The organism is Diaphorobacter sp. J5-51, assembly GCF_001023515.1.
Classification (GTDB): Bacteria; Pseudomonadota; Gammaproteobacteria; order Burkholderiales; family Burkholderiaceae_C; genus Diaphorobacter; species Diaphorobacter nitroreducens.
Genome location: NZ_JSYI01000026.1, coordinates 53,633 through 68,165 on the forward strand (window position 1 = coordinate 53,633; position 14,533 = coordinate 68,165).

The window sequence follows — 14,533 nt, forward strand, 5'->3', positions numbered from 1 at the left end:
GGCCTTCGCCGGGTAGGCGCGGGGCCCTGCGCCTAAAATTGGCCGTTTCCACTTGCGCCCTTGGCGCTCCGTCTCCATGGCCAAGGCCCCCGCCGCCCCTTCATCCACCCAGCCCGATCCCGTCAGCTACGAAGCCGCACTGGAAGAGCTTGAGCAGCTCGTGGGCCGCATCGAGTCGGGCCAGCTGCCGCTGGACCAGATGCTGGCGGGCTACCAGCGGGGCGCGGTGTTGCTGAACTTCTGCCGCGCGCGCCTGGACGCGGTGCAGGACCAGATCAAGGTGCTGGACGAAGGCACGCTGCAGCCATGGACGCAGGAGTGACGCCCGCCATGTCCGCCGTACCTGTGTTCGATTTCGATGGCTGGATGCGCGCGCAGCTTGCGCGGGTCGAGGACGCCCTGTCCCACTGGGTGTGCCCCGATGCGCCCGCAGGCCTGGGCGAGGCCATGCGCTATGCCGTGCTGGATGGCGGCAAGCGCCTGCGCCCGCTGCTGGTGCTGGCCGCTTGCGAGGCCGTCGGTGGAAACGCGCAGGCCGCCCTGCGCGCCGCCTGCGCGGTGGAGCTGATCCACGCCTATTCGCTGGTGCATGACGACATGCCCTGCATGGACAACGATGTGATGCGCCGCGGCAAGCCCACGGTGCATGTGCGCTTTGGCGAAGCGCGTGCACTGCTGGCGGGCGACGCACTGCAGGCGCTGGCATTTGAGCTGCTCACGCCCGAGGATGGGGTACCGCCGGCCATGCAGGCGCGGCTGTGCCGTGAGCTGGCCCGCGCCGCAGGCGCCGACGGCATGGCCGGCGGGCAGGCCATCGACCTGGCCAGCGTGGGCCTGCAGTTGTCTGAAGACCAGTTGCGTCAGATGCACCGCCTGAAGACGGGCGCGCTGCTGCAGGCCAGCGTGGTGATGGGCGCGGTCTGCGGCCAGACCCCGGAGGGCACGCTGCGCGCGCTGAGCGACTACGGCGCAGCCATGGGGCTGGCCTTCCAGGTGGTGGACGACGTGCTGGACGTGACCCAGGACTCCGCCACACTGGGCAAGACCGCCGGCAAGGACGCCGCGTGCGACAAGCCGACCTATGTCTCGCTGATGGGGCTGGAGGCCGCGCGCGCGCATGCCGAAGCCCTGCGCGCGCAGGCACTGGCGGCGTTGGCCGCCAGCGGCCTGACCGACACGCGGGCGTTGGCGGCGTTGGCCGACATGGTGGTGCGCCGTTCGCATTGATGATGGGCAAGGCTGCGCATGGCGGGGCTGGTGTCTTTTTATGAATCAAATTGGCCTCTAGCGCTTATTCATCAAGCGCTAACAGCTACTAAAAACATAGCATATGTCCACGACGAACTATCCGCTGCTTGAGCGCGTGAACGATCCCGCCGACCTGCGCCGGCTGCCCCGTGCCGAGCTCAAGGCACTGGCTACGGAGCTGCGCGCCTTCGTGCTGGAGAGCGTGTCCAAGACCGGCGGGCATCTGTCGTCCAACCTGGGCACGGTGGAGCTGACCGTGGCGCTGCACGCCGTGTTCGACACGCCGCGCGACCGGCTGGTGTGGGACGTGGGCCACCAGACCTACCCGCACAAGATCCTGACCGGGCGGCGCGACCGCATGCCCTCGCTGCGCCAGCTGGGCGGCCTGTCGGGCTTTCCGCAGCGCGCCGAGAGCGAATACGACACCTTTGGCACCGCGCACTCGTCCACCAGCATCTCCGCGGCGCTGGGCATGGCGCTGGCGGCCAAGCAGCGCGGCGACGAACGCCGCTGTGTAGCCATCATCGGCGACGGCGCCATGACCGCCGGCATGGCCTTCGAGGCGCTGAATAACGCCGGCGTGGCCGACGCCAACCTGCTGGTGATCCTGAACGACAACGACATGAGCATCAGCCCGCCCGTGGGTGCACTGAACCGCTACCTGGCGCAGCTCATGAGCGGACAGTTCTACGCCAAGGCACGCGACATGGGCAAGAGCGTGCTCAAGAACGCGCCGCCGCTGCTGGAGCTGGCCAAGCGCCTGGAGCAGCAGGCCAAGGGGATGGTGGTGCCGGCCACGCTGTTCGAGAAGTTTGGCTTCAACTACATCGGCCCCATTGATGGGCACGACCTGGACTCGCTGATTCCTACGCTGGAAAACATCCGCGGCCTCAAGGGCCCGCAGTTCCTGCACGTGGTCACCAAGAAGGGCCAGGGCTACAAGCTGGCCGAGGCCGACCCCGTGGCCTACCACGGCCCGGGCAAGTTCGATCCGCGCGTGGGCCTGGTGAAACCGGCCACGCCGCCCAAGCAGACCTTCACGCAGGTCTTTGGCCAGTGGCTGTGCGACATGGCCGAGAAGGACGAGCGCCTGGTGGGTATCACGCCCGCCATGCGCGAGGGGTCGGGCATGGTGGAGTTCCACCAGCGCTTTCCCGAGCGCTACTACGACGTGGGCATCGCCGAGCAGCACGCCGTGACCTTTGCCGCCGGTATGGCGTGCGAGGGGGTGAAGCCGGTGGTGGCGATCTACTCGACCTTCCTGCAGCGCGCCTATGACCAGCTCATCCACGACGTGGCGCTGCAGAACCTGCCCGTGGTGTTTGCCCTGGACCGTGCGGGCCTGGTGGGTGCGGACGGCGCCACGCACGCCGGCGCGTATGACATCGCCTTCGTGCGCTGCATTCCGAACATGAGCATGGCCTGCCCGGCCGACGAGCGCGAATGCCGCCAACTGCTCACCACTGCCTACGAGCAAGACCACCCTGTGGCCGTGCGCTACCCGCGCGGCGCGGGCGTGGGCGTGGCGCCGCTGCCCGGTCTGGAGGGGCTGCCCTTCGGCAAGGGCGAGGTGCGCCGCAAGGGCCGGCGCATTGCCATCCTGGCTTTCGGCACGCTGCTGTACCCGGCGCTGCAGGCGGCCGAGGCGCTGGACGCTACGGTGGTGAACATGCGCTGGGCCAAGCCGCTGGATACGCAGCTGCTGCTTCAGGTGGCAGCGGAGCATGATGCGCTGGTCACCGTCGAGGAGGGCTGCATCATGGGCGGCGCCGGCAGTGCCGTGGCCGAGGCGCTGGCCGCCGCAGGCGTGCAGCGCCCCTTGCTGCAACTGGGCCTGCCCGACGCGTTCATCGAGCATGGCGACCCGGCCAAGCTGCTGGCCCTGCAGGGGCTGGACGCCGCTGGCATGCAGCGCTCCATCACCGAGCGCTTCGGCGCATTGCCGGGCGAGCAGGCGCTGGCAGCGGCCTGACGCGTTTTCCTTCCCTTCACAACAATGCAGTCATCCCGCGGCAGCGTGCCGCTGGGATGCGTCGCGGCGCCTGTGCAGCCCATCGCGGAGGCCTGCGCTGCCCCTTGCCCGGCCGAGTAATACGCGCCATTCGCGGATTTTTCAGGGGAAACCCGCAACGGGGCCGGCAACCCACGTTTTTACAATTTACCTCCGCTCATCGGCGGGATTCAGCGGCGCGTACACTCAACCGCGTTACTGTTTGTTTGCTTCATCATTTCGGAGAATTTGTCCATGGATCGTCGCTCAATCATCAAGCAGGCCGGTTTGGCTGGCGTACTCGCAGCCGGGGTTGCACCCGCAGTGCATGCCCAGGCCGCCGTTCGCTGGCGCCTTGCCTCCAGCTTCCCCAAGTCGCTGGACACGATCTTTGGCAGTGCAGAAAAATTGTCCCAGGCCGTCAAGGCGATGTCGGGCGGCAAGTTTGAGATCTCCGTGCACCCCGCCGGCGAGCTGATGCCCGCGTTTGGCGTGGTGGATGCGCTGCAGGGCGACACCATCGATATGGCCCAGACGTCCGCCTACTACTTCACCGGCAAGGACCCCGTGTTCGCCTTCAGCTGCGCCGTGCCCTTCGGCCTGACCACGCTGCAGATGGCAGCCTGGAAGGACCACGGCAACGGCCGCAAGTACCTGGATGCCTTCTTCGAGAAGTACAACTTCAAGACCGCCAGCGCCGGCAACACCACCACCCAGATGGGCGGCTGGTACCGCAAGGAAATCAAGACCGTCGCTGACCTCAAGGGCCTGAAGATGCGCCTGGGCGGCGGCGTGTTCGGCGAGGCCATGGCCAAGCTGGGCGTGGTGGCGCAGAACATGCCCGCCGGTGACGTGTACCAGGCGCTCGAGAAGGGCACGCTGGACGCCGTGGAGTTCGTTGGCCCGTACGACGATGAAAAGCTGGGCTTCAACAAGGTGGCGCCGTACTACTACTATCCCGGCTGGTGGGAAGGCTCCGCTGACCTGGAGTTCTTCATCAACATCAAGAAGTACAACGCCCTGTCGCCCGAGCACAAGGCGATCCTGGACGCGGCCACCCGCGTGGCCGCTGCCGACATGACCGCCAAGTACCAGGTGTTCAATCCGCGCGCCATCAAGAACCTGGTGGCCAACAAGACGCAGCTCAAGGCGTTCCCCAAGGCGATCATGGACGCCGGCTTCAAGGCGTCGATGGAAGTGTTTGCCGAGCACGAGGCCAAGTCGCCCGAGTTCAAGAAGATCCACCAGGACATGCGCGCCTTCCAGCGTGACCAGATCCTGTGGAACCGCTTCTCGGAGTTCCCGTTCAACCAGTACATGAACAGCGTGAAGATCTGATCGCGTGGCGGGCTGCTGCCCTTGCGGCGGCGGCTTGCGACCAATCCAACGAGGCCGCAGTTCCCTGCGGCTTTTTTGTTGCCCGCGCAAACTAAAAAAGCCCCGGCGTACCGGGGCTTTTTAGTGGGGGTGAGACGGCTTACTTGCTGCCCGAGCCCATGGCGTCCTGCAGCGCCTTGGCTGGGTCGTCCGAACCGTAGCCGCCGTCGGCAGGGGGTGCCAACTCGCCCTCCGGTGCCGGTGCCTGCTCGGCGTCTGGAGCGGGCTGCGATGCGAACGGGTCGTTGCCTGGCGCACCGTAGCTCTCCGCATCCTGGAGCGCATCCATCATTTGCGCGCCCACCGCTTCCATGTTCACTTCCACCTTTTTGTCCAGGCTGCCCGTCACCAGGGACGGGAAGGCGATGAGCAGGCTCACCATGATCAGCTGGATCAGGACGAAGGGAATGGCGCCCTTGTAGATCTGCATGGTGGTCACGGGCTGGATGGCCTTGTGCGTCACCCGGTCGATGTAGGGCTTGTCCGGGGCCACCGAGCGCAGGAAGAACAGCGCGAAGCCGAAAGGCGGGTGCATGAACGAGGTCTGCATGTTCATCGCCAGCAGCACGCCGAACCAGATCAGATCGATGCCCATCTTGTCGGCGACGGGTCCCAGCAGCGGCACCACGATGAAGGACAGCTCGAAGTAGTCCAGGAAGAACGCCAGGAAGAAGATCATGAGGTTCACCACGATCAGGAAGCCCACCTGTCCGCCGGGCAGGCTGGCCAGCAGGTGCTCCACCCACTTCGGGCCGTCGGCCGCCTGGAACACCAGGCTGAACGTGGTGGCGCCGATCATGATGAACATCACGAAGCTGGCCAGGCGCGTAGTGGCGCCCAGCGCCTGCTTGAGCAGGGGCATGTCCAGGCGCCGGCGCGCGAAGCCCATGACCAGCGCCGCCATGGCACCCATGGCGCCGCCTTCGGTCGGTGTGGCAATGCCCAGGAAGATGGTGCCCAGCACCAGGAAGATCAGCAGCAGTGGCGGAATCAGCACGAAGGTCACGCGCTCGGCCAGGCGAGAGAGCATGCCCAGCTTGAGCACGCGGTTGATGCTCGCGATGACGAACGCGATGAAGGTGCCGCCGCACATGGCGGTGACGACCTTCTCATCGGTCGGCACGTCCAGCACTTCGGTGCCTGTCCACCACGTATGCACGTCGGCCATGTGAGCGGCTAGGAAGATCGATGCTGCCGTGGAGATGCCCATCACGACGGCCAGCGAGGCATAGCCGGAGCTGCCATTGTCTTCACGGTAGATGCGCGCCTCGGGTGGCAGGGCGGGTACGGACTGGGGCTTGAAGATGGCCAGGATGACCACCCACAGCACGTAGAGGCCGACGAGGATGAAGGCGGGCACGAATGCACCCTTGTACATCTCGCCCACGCTGCGGCCGAGCTGGTCGGCCATCAGGATCAGCACCAGTGATGGGGGAATGATCTGGGCCAGGGTGCCGGATGCGGCAATCACACCGCTGGCGAGCCGCCGGTCGTAGCCGTAGCGCAGCATGATGGGCAGCGAGATCAGGCCCATGGAGATCACCGAGGCCGCCACCACACCGGTGGTGGCCGCCAGCAGCGCGCCCACGAAAACCACCGCCAGCGCCAGGCCGCCGCGCAAAGGGCCGAACACCTGGCCCACCGTGTCGAGCAGGTCCTCCGCCATACCACTGCGCTCCATGATCAGGCCCATGAGCGTGAAGAAGGGCACCGCCAGCAGCGTGTCGTTGGCCATGATGCCGATCAGGCGCTGCGGCAGCCAGGCCATCACGGACGAAGGAAAGACCCCCAGCTCGATCCCCAGGAAGCCGAACAGCAGGCCGCAGGCGCCCAGGCTGAACGCCACGGGGAAGCCCAGCAGCAGGAAGATGATCAGGCCCCCGAACATGACGGGGGCGTAATTGCTTGTGATGAATTCCATGAAATGCTTTCCTGGGGCAGATCAGCGTTGCGCGGCGGGAGCGGCGGACAGGGCCTGCTCCTGCTTTCTCTCAGCTTCGGCGCGCAGCGCCTCGGCCAGTTCTTCTTCAGCGCTCTTGTCGCTGAGCTTGCCCATGGGATCGGGCCCCTGGCCACGCAGGAAAGCGATGCGCTTGATGAGTTCGGACCAGCCCTGCAGCATCAGCAGCGTGATACCGACGGGAATCGCCACCCATACGGGCCAGCGGATCAGGCCGCCAGGATTGCCGGACACTTCACCCGACTGGTACATCTGGATCACGACCGGCATGCTCAGGTACAGGATGGTGATGCACAGCGGGGTGAGAAAGAGCGCAAAGCCGACGATGTCGATCCACACCTGCACCTTCTTGGGCAAGCGGCTGTTGACCACGTCGATGCGCACGTGCTCGCGGTTGAGCAGCGTCCAGCCGGCGGCGATCAGGAAAGACCATGCGAACAGGTACCACTGCACTTCCAGAAAGGCGTTGGAACTCGTGTCGAACGCCTTGCGCACGATGGCGTTGGCGGCACTGATGAAAGTGGATGCGAAGATGAGCCAGATTGAATACTTGCCCACGAACGCGTTGAGCCTGTCGATGGCCCGCGACAGTGAAAGTAAAGCCTGCATGGTGTCTCCAAGAAGATGGCTGGGTGCGCGTGTCTGTCCGCACGCGGGGTGGGGCATGGGCCAGATCGATTTGCAGAACGCTGACGCTGCCGTCGGTAGGCAGGGCACGGTCGGCGGCGCCGCGCACACGTTCTTACAAAGGTGACATTCTACGAAGTCACGCAGCCTCGCCAGGTAAAGGGTTTAGCCTGCCCCCGCAGGGGGAGGGGCGTTGGGCTGCTATGAAAATGGGAGAAACCGGCGCACGCAATAGCGCAGGCGGTCCACGCACCGCCGCACGAAGGGCGACGCATCGCCCGTGCGTCGCCAGGGGGGATCGGGGCTTTCAGTCGCCCATGACCACGCCTTCGCGCCGCGGGTCCGCTCCGCCCAGCCACATGGGTTTGCCATGCACTTCGCTGCGCGTAATGGCCTGCAGGCCACTGGTCATGTTCATCTCGCGCACTTCCGCGCCGCGTGCGCGCAGGTTGTCGATCGTGGTGGAGGTGAAGCGCTTTTCCTCCAGCAGGGTGGGGCCGTTGAGGTTGCCGAAGTTGGGCAGATTGATCGCCTGCTGCGGCGTCAGGCCCCAGTTGAAGATCCCGTAGATCGTCTTGGCGGTGTAGTGGATGATGAGCGCGCCGCCCGGGCTGCCTCCGCTCATCAGCAGACGCCCGGACGCCTTGTCAAACACCAGTGTGGGCGCCATGGACGAGCGGGGACGCTTGCCCGGCTCGACGCGGTTGGCGATGGGGCGGCCCTGGGCGTCGCGCGGCGCAAAGCTGAAGTCGGTCAGTTCGTTGTTGAGTAGGAAGCCCCCGCTGCGCGCGCTGCTGGTGCTGACCATCTGGCGGGAGCCGAACTGGTCTTCGATGGTGGTGGTCATGGCGACGGCATTGCCCCGGGCATCGACGACGCTGATGTGGCTGGTGCCGTACTCTGGCTGGTCGGGCATGGGCGCCATGCTGGTCTGCGCCCCGCCGGGGGTTCCGGGCTGGGCCACCTTCATGCTCTGCGGCTGGATGAGGCGTGCGCGGCTGGCGAGGTAGGCCGGGTCCAGCAGGCTCATCCAGCTGCCGGCAGGGGGGCGCACGAAATCGGGGTCGGCCACGTATTGCGCGCGGTCGGCGAAGGCCAGGCGGGCGGCTTCGTTGTACAGATAGAGCCAGTCGGCCGTGGGCAGCGGGCCCAGCGGGTCGGCGGAACCTTGGGGGCCCTCCTGCAACGGCATGGTCGTGGCATCGGTGTTCTTCAGGATGCCCAGGATCTGCGCCACGGCAATGGCGCCGGAACTGGGCGGCGGAAAGCCGCAGACGCGATAGGCTTTAGCGCCAATCTGGTAGTCGGAGCACAGGGCCTCCCGTTTCTTGGGCTGGTAGCCTGCCAAGTCGGCCAGGCTGAGCCCGCCGGGATTGCCTGCGTGGCCCTGAACCTTGGCCACGATGGCCTGGGCCACTTCCCCTTCAAGCAGCGCCTTGGAGCCGTTCCTGGCTATGGCACGCAGCACGCTCGCCAGCTCAGGATTCTTGAGCGTGTGCCCCACGGGCCAGGGTTGGCCGGCGGCATCGAAGAAATAGGCACGCGCCACGGGGTCCTGCGCGAGGAACTTCTCATTGGCCAGCAAGGTGTGCAGGCGCGCACTGACCTTGAAGCCCTGTTGCGCCAACTGGATGGCGGGCTCGAACAGTGTGGCCCAGGCAAGCTTGCCGTGTTCCTTGTGGGCCTGCTCCAGCATGCGCACCGTACCCGGCACGCCGACCGAGCGCCCGCCCACCACAGCGTCATGGAAGGCCATGGGCTTGCCATTGGCGCCAATGAACAGGTTCTCCGTGGCGGCCGCGGGGGCGGTCTCGCGCCCGTCGTAGGCCTCGACCTTGCTGCCAGCCGCGTGCAGCAGGAACGCGCCGCCGCCGATGCCACTGGACTGCGGTTCCACGAGGGTAAGCACCATCTGTACCGCGATGGCCGCATCCAGCGCCGAGCCGCCTGCCTTCAGCACCTGGTAGCCGGCGTCGGTCGCCAGCGGATTGGCGGCTGCCACCGCGAAGCGCTCGGTAGCCCAGCCGGGCTTCTCCGTGTAGCCGGAAGAGCCCTCGGGCTGTTGCGGCACCTGGTAGTGGAATGCGGCGGGGGGGCTGGAGCAGGCCGCCAGCGTCACCACCGCGAGGGCAGCGACGACAGAGGCGGTCATACGTTGGGCGCGCAGGTACGGTCGCATCGGGGTCTCCTTGGTGGTGGCGTGATCCGGGCCATCGTACTGGGCAGGAAGGCCACACGCTCCCGCTGTTACATGCTGGTACGCTGCTGTTGGCAGGTGGTGGATAAGTGTCATGCGGGATGGCGAAAATGGTTACGTTTTGACATACTCCGCGCACCCACTGGATCACGGCGCGCCACGCGTCTGTGACGCATCTTGCACCGACCCCCGAAGCACGGGGCTGATGGAGGTTTCCTTGAAAAGCTCCCCCGACGTGTGGCTGCCCGCTCGGCCCCTTGGCAGGCATGACGGCCATGCCTGAGCGCAAGGAACGGCTGGCTGTTCTACGCGATTCGCTGCGCGACCCACAGGGCCGGTGGTTGCGGGGCGCCGTATGGGTGCTCGTGCTGGCGGCGCTGGGTGCCTGGCTGGCAGTGGAAGCGATCGCGTTGGTGCGCTCGGAACAGCGCCAACACGAACGCAATCAGCTGCTGGAAGGCATGGAGCAGACGCTGCTGAGCGAGAGCAGCAACGGCCCGCTGCTGGGGATGGTTACCTTGCTTGGCTTGAGCGAGCCGTCACTCAAGGCTGCCGCGCAGGGCTTTCTGCCCTACGATGCGCCGCCGGTGCTGGCGCGCCTGGGCGTCATCCGCGGCCGCTTCATGGTGGATGGCGCCTACGTGATCGCGCGCGACGGCACGGTGGTAGCGCATGACACCGCCGGCAACCGCACGACCGGTGCGCAGCTGGGACATCGGCCCTATTTTCAGCAGGCCTTGCAGGGCAATGCGTCCGTATATGCCGCCCTGGGCGGCACGTCGCAGGAGCGCGGCCTCTATTACGCAGCGCCGCTGTATGAGAGCGATACCCCGTCCAGTCCCATCATCGGTGTGGTTACCGTCAAGGTGGGGTTCTCCCATTTCGACCGCCTGCTCACGCGGGCGGGGCATCCCGTGCTGCTGATGTCGCCGCAGGGCGTGGTGTTCTCTTCCACCCGTCCGGAGTGGCTCTACGCGATGACCGCGCCCCTGACGCAGGAACGCATCGACGCGGTGCGCAGCACGCGCCAGTTTGGCAGCCGTTTCGACAACGGGCTGGTGTCGGCCCTGCCGTTTTCCACCGATTCCCGCGAAGCGCTGATCGACGGCGTGCGCTATGCCGTGGGCCGCCGCGCCGTGGACTGGAAGGACCCTGCGGGCCCCTGGCAGCTGGTGTTGCTGGACGACAAGCGCCATCATGCCCATGGGGTTGCGCTGGATGGTGGGAGGGGGCGCGTTCGCGCTCTTCGCGCTCGTGGGTGCCATGGCGCTAGATGCGCTGCGCAACCGGCGCCGCCTGGCGGAGGGCATGCAGCGCTTTTCGGTGCTGGGCGCGGCACTGGAGAACAGCCCCATTTCCATCGTCATCACCGATGCGGAAGGGGTGATCGCGTGGGTCAATCCCCAGTACGAACGCAGCACCGGCTATACGCTGGGCGAAGTGCGCGGGCGCAAGCCATCGATAGCCGCCAGCGAACACACGCCCGCCGGTACCTACCGGGACATGTGGAACCGGCTGCTGGCCGGCCATTCCTGGCGCGGACGCTTCGTGAACCGGCGCAGGGACGGCACCCTGTACCACGAGGAGGCCACGCTGTCGCCGGTGTTCGACGCCAAGGGCCGGCGCATCGCGATCGTGGGGCTGCAGCAGGACGTGACCGCGCGTATCGAGGCGGCGCAGGAACTGGAGCGGCGTGAGCGCCGCCTGAGCGAACTGCTGGAACAACAGACAGCGCTTTTTGACAACGCGCCGCCCATCGTGCTCGTCTGCGACGGGCAGATACGGCAGTTCAACCGTGCCCTGGCGGAATTGCTGCGCTCCTCGGACGATGCCCTGGCGGGAACCCCGGTACAGGAGCTGTTCGCAGGCGAGGCCGGCTACGGCGCCTTCACCGCACGGACCGTTCCCATGCTTCTGGCCGGTGGCTCGGTGCGCGAGCAGGCCGTGCTGCGGCGTCCGGACGGCACGTCGTTCACGGCGCGCATGGCGGGCCGCGGGCTGAAGATGGAAGGCGTGCAGATCGCATCGCTGTGGGTGATCGAGGACGTGACCGAGGCGCAGCGCGCAGAGGCTGCCACGCGCGAAGCCAACGCGCGGCTGGAGCTGGCGCAGGAGGCGGGGCACATCGGCGTGTTCGACTACAACTTGCTGACGCAGCGCATGGTGTGGTCGCCCCAGCTGGAGCAGCTGTATGGCGCGGCGTCGCTGCCGGCGCAAAAGGACGGGCATGCCGCAGAGAGGCCGTTCCAGGCGTGGATGGATGTGATCCATCCCGAAGACCGTGCGCGCGTGCAAGGCCTGCTGGCGCAGGCACAGGCCGGCCAGGGCGGCGGCCGTCTGCGCGATTCCTGGCGCATCGTGCGCGCCGATGGCAGTACGCGCTGGATCCTGTGCACCGCGCGCGTGGTGCGCGACGAAGCAGGACAGGCCGCGCGCATCATCGGCGTGCAGGTGGATGTGCATGACCAGAAGATGTTGGAGGCGCGCGTGGCCGAGCAGCTCGCCTTCCAGCAGGCGCTGATCGATGCCATTCCGGTACCGCTCTTCTACAAAGACGCGCAGGGGCGCTACCTGGGTTTCAACCGGGCCTATGTCCAGGCCTTCGACATCCATACGGAAGACTTCATCGGCAAGACGGTGCTGGACCTGGAGTTCCTGCCCATGCTGGAGCGCGAACGCCTGCACGCGGATACCGAGGCCGCGCTGCGGGGCGCGCAGTCCGTGCACCGCGAGGTGGTCATGCCGTATGCCGATGGACTGGTGCATCACACGATGTTCTGGCTGCATGGGTTCAACCGCCCGGACGGCTCGGCGGGCGGAGTCATCGGCACCTTCGTGGACGTCTCCGACCGCCAGCGCGCCGAAGTGGAACTGCGCCGCGCCAAGGAACTGGCCGAGGAGACGGCGGCGCTCAAGTCGCGTTTCCTGGCCAACATGAGCCATGAGATCCGCGCGCCGCTCAACGCGATCATCGGCATGTCGCACCTGGCCCTCAAGTCGGGGCTGGATGCGCGCCAAAGCGGCTACGTGGTGCGCATGCAGCAGGCGGGCCAGCATCTGCTGGGCGTGATCAACGACATCCTGGACTTCTCCAAGATCGAGGCCGGCAAGCTCGTGGTGGAGCGCAGCCCCTTCGCGCTGGACCGTATGCTGGAAGGCGTGGCCGACGTGGTGGGCTTCAAGGCGGCGGCCAAGGGGCTGGAGCTGGTGCTGGACGTGGCCCCCGACGTGCCGCAGCACTTGGTGGGCGACGCGTTGCGCCTGGGGCAGATCCTCATCAACTTTGCCAATAACGCCGTTAAGTTCACCGAGCAAGGAGAAATCCATCTGCTGGTGCGGCTGGAGCGCGACGAGGGCGCGCGCGTGCTGCTGCGATTCGAGGTGCGCGACACCGGCATCGGCATCGCGCCGCAGCAGATGCAGCGGCTGTTCCAGAGCTTCGAGCAGGCCGATACCTCCACCACCCGCCGCTACGGCGGCACCGGCCTGGGCCTGGCGATCAGCAAGAGCCTGGCCGAACTCATGGGCGGCGAAGTGGGCGTGCGCAGCGAACCAGGGCAGGGCTCGGCCTTCTGGATCATCGTGCCGCTGGTGCGGGGCGAGCCGCTGCCCCGCGCGCTGCTGCGCAGCGATTGGCGCGGCAGCCGGGTACTGGTGGTGGACGACAACCACACCGCCGCCCAGGTGCTGGTGGACATGCTGCAGACCATGGGCCTGCAGGCCACGCAGGTGCACTCGGGCGTGCAGGCGCTGCAGGCACTGCGCGACGCGGTGGCCGAGCAGCGCCCCTACGGCCTGCTGCTGCTGGATTGGCACATGCCGGGCATGGACGGGATCGAGTTGGCGCGCCGCATTCGCGGGCTGGGCCTTGCGCATATCCCGCAGATGCTGATGGTTACGGCGCACGGGCGCGACGAGGTGGTGGACGCCGCGCGCAGCGAGGGGATCGACAACGTGCTCGTCAAGCCGGTGAGCGCGTCGGTGCTGTTCGACACGCTCATGCAGCCGCTGGCCCAGGCGTGGGACGTGCATCCGCTGCCGCGGTCTGCGTCTGGCGCCGCACCCGCCGTGCTGCGCGGTGCGGTGGTGCTGCTGGTGGAAGACAACGAGCTCAACCAGATCGTGGCGCAGGAGCTGCTGCGCGATGCCGGCATGCAGGTGGATGTGGCGTCCAACGGCCAGGAGGCCATCGCGTGCATCGACCGGCGCCGGTACGACGTGGTGCTCATGGACATGCAGATGCCCGTGATGGATGGCGAAACGGCCACGCGGCAACTGCGTGCCGACCCACGCCACGCCGGCCTGCCGATCATCGCCATGACTGCCAATGCCATGCAGGCCGACCGGGAGCGCTGCTTTGCCGCGGGCATGAACGACCACGTGCCCAAGCCCATCGACCCCGACGTGCTGTGGGCCACGCTGGTGCGCTGGCTGTCGCCGCGCCCCGAGGCGGCGTCGCACTCGCCCGCACCCCCGGCGGACGCGCCGCTGGCACCTGCATTCGCGCCTGCCCTGCCACAGGGCGTGCCGGGCCTGGATACCGCGCAGGGCCTGAAGCGGGCTTCGGGTAAGCCGGGGCTGTACGCCGAACTGTTGCAGCGCTTCGCGCTGAGCCAGAGTGACGTCGTCCAGAACCTGCAGGCGGCCATACAGGCGGAGGACTGGGCACTGGCCGAGCGCACCGCGCACACGCTGCGCTCGGTGGCCGCCAACCTCGGTGCGCAGCCGGTGTCGCGGCATGCGCAGGCACTGGAGCAGGCGCTGCGCTCTCAGGCGCCGGCAGAAACGCTCCAGCCCCTGCTGGCGGCCCTGGCAGAGCATATGGCGCCTTTGCTGCAGGCGTTGGGTGCCTGGACCCGGCAGGCCCCGGGCGCGGACGCTCGCGAGGCCACCGTGCCGCCGCAGACGCCCGTCCAGCTGCTGCGCGGGCTGCGTACGCTGCTGCGCGCGGATGACCCGGCCGCAGGCGACTACCTCCAGCGCAACGCGGCTGGGCTGGCCGCCTTGCTGGGTGCGGACTTCGATGCGCTGGAGCGCAGCGTGCGCAGCTTCGCCTATGACGACGCGCTGCGGCGGCTGGAGGCATGCCCGGCGGCCCCGGCGGAATGACGCCCCATCCCACCAACTCTTTGGC

At 67.2% G+C, this 14,533-nt stretch carries 8 protein-coding genes; 5 read left to right on the forward strand and 3 right to left on the reverse strand.

Annotated elements, in window-relative coordinates; genetic code table 11:
- The first annotated feature begins 76 nt into the window (after positions 1 to 76).
- The 4 genes from xseB to OX89_RS03760 all read left to right on the forward strand — a co-directional run bounded on the left by xseB (position 77) and on the right by OX89_RS03760 (position 4,576).
- Entirely contained in the window at positions 77 to 322 is a 246-nt protein-coding gene (gene xseB, locus OX89_RS03745; protein ID WP_015912683.1) for an exodeoxyribonuclease VII small subunit, read from the forward strand.
- A gap of 8 nt (positions 323 to 330) precedes the next feature.
- Positions 331 to 1,227 carry a polyprenyl synthetase family protein gene (locus OX89_RS03750; RefSeq protein WP_047349634.1) on the forward strand — a complete coding sequence of 299 codons (897 nt, stop codon included), beginning with the start codon at positions 331 to 333 and terminating at the stop codon, positions 1,225 to 1,227.
- 103 nt (positions 1,228 to 1,330) lie between these two features.
- Entirely contained in the window at positions 1,331 to 3,220 is a 1,890-nt protein-coding gene (dxs, locus tag OX89_RS03755) for a 1-deoxy-D-xylulose-5-phosphate synthase (RefSeq protein ID WP_047349610.1), read from the forward strand.
- 273 nt (positions 3,221 to 3,493) lie between these two features.
- Positions 3,494 to 4,576, forward strand: a complete 1,083-nt coding sequence (locus tag OX89_RS03760) for a TRAP transporter substrate-binding protein (RefSeq protein ID WP_047349611.1) — start codon at positions 3,494 to 3,496, stop codon at positions 4,574 to 4,576.
- Positions 4,577 to 4,715: 139 nt separating this feature from the next.
- Here OX89_RS03760 and OX89_RS03765 read toward each other — a convergent pair whose 3' ends face one another.
- The 3 genes from OX89_RS03765 to ggt all read right to left on the reverse strand — a co-directional run bounded on the left by OX89_RS03765 (position 4,716) and on the right by ggt (position 9,381).
- Positions 4,716 to 6,536: a TRAP transporter large permease subunit gene (locus OX89_RS03765; RefSeq protein WP_047349612.1), complete on the reverse strand. Its 1,821-nt coding sequence runs from the start codon at positions 6,534 to 6,536 to the stop codon at positions 4,716 to 4,718.
- A 21-nt stretch (positions 6,537 to 6,557) separates the two neighbouring features.
- Positions 6,558 to 7,184, reverse strand: coding sequence for a TRAP transporter small permease subunit (locus OX89_RS03770; protein ID WP_047349613.1), 627 nt, complete (start codon positions 7,182 to 7,184; stop codon positions 6,558 to 6,560).
- 325 nt (positions 7,185 to 7,509) lie between these two features.
- Positions 7,510 to 9,381 carry a gamma-glutamyltransferase gene (gene ggt, locus OX89_RS03775; RefSeq protein ID WP_047349614.1) on the reverse strand — a complete coding sequence of 624 codons (1,872 nt, stop codon included), beginning with the start codon at positions 9,379 to 9,381 and terminating at the stop codon, positions 7,510 to 7,512.
- Positions 9,382 to 10,707: 1,326 nt separating this feature from the next.
- Between ggt and OX89_RS03780 the strand changes: the two genes are divergently transcribed.
- Positions 10,708 to 14,508, forward strand: a complete 3,801-nt coding sequence (locus OX89_RS03780; protein WP_369799242.1) for a response regulator — start codon at positions 10,708 to 10,710, stop codon at positions 14,506 to 14,508.
- Positions 14,509 to 14,533: the final 25 nt, after the last annotated feature.

Bases quoted from the DNA above. Each gene is read 5' to 3' on its own strand.
- xseB (WP_015912683.1), top strand. From the start codon at position 77: ATGGCCAAGGCCCCCGCCGCCCCTTCATCCACCCAGCCCGATCCCGTC.
- OX89_RS03750 (WP_047349634.1), top strand. From the start codon at position 331: ATGTCCGCCGTACCTGTGTTCGATTTCGATGGCTGGATGCGCGCGCAG.
- dxs (WP_047349610.1), top strand. From the start codon at position 1,331: ATGTCCACGACGAACTATCCGCTGCTTGAGCGCGTGAACGATCCCGCC.
- OX89_RS03760 (WP_047349611.1), top strand. From the start codon at position 3,494: ATGGATCGTCGCTCAATCATCAAGCAGGCCGGTTTGGCTGGCGTACTC.
- OX89_RS03765 (WP_047349612.1), bottom strand. From the start codon at position 6,536: ATGGAATTCATCACAAGCAATTACGCCCCCGTCATGTTCGGGGGCCTG.
- OX89_RS03770 (WP_047349613.1), bottom strand. From the start codon at position 7,184: ATGCAGGCTTTACTTTCACTGTCGCGGGCCATCGACAGGCTCAACGCG.
- ggt (WP_047349614.1), bottom strand. From the start codon at position 9,381: ATGCGACCGTACCTGCGCGCCCAACGTATGACCGCCTCTGTCGTCGCT.
- OX89_RS03780 (WP_369799242.1), top strand. From the start codon at position 10,708: ATGCAGCGCTTTTCGGTGCTGGGCGCGGCACTGGAGAACAGCCCCATT.